1 rRNA gene is annotated in these 239 nt (G+C 50.2%); it reads left to right on the top strand.

Features of this window, described 5'->3' with window-relative positions:
• Window positions 1-151: 151 nt before the first annotated feature.
• A 16S ribosomal RNA gene (locus MRBLAR12_RS22110) occupies window positions 152-239 on the top strand; the annotation flags it as partial.

Below are 239 nucleotides of genomic sequence, written 5' to 3'. Positions count from 1 at the left end.
AGTTTGTTGATACCAATTTATTGTATATGGATTGGTTGAATGTGCCGGGCCCGCCACCCCGTGGTGTGGTCTGGTGTTTTTGGCTGGTTTCAAATTTTGTGCAGCCATTTTCTCCCGTTTTCCCGGGTTTCCTGGTTGTGTCTGTTTTACTTCAACGGAGAGTTTGATCCTGGCTCAGGATGAACGCTGGCGGCGTGCTTAACACATGCAAGTCGAACGATGACCCGGTGCTTGCACCG

This window comes from Arthrobacter sp. LAR12-1-1.1, from assembly GCF_040676555.1.
In the GTDB taxonomy this organism is placed as follows: Bacteria; Actinomycetota; Actinomycetes; order Actinomycetales; family Micrococcaceae; genus Arthrobacter.
Note: the sequence above shows the minus strand (reverse complement) of the source record. Positions and strands in the feature narration are given on the sequence as shown.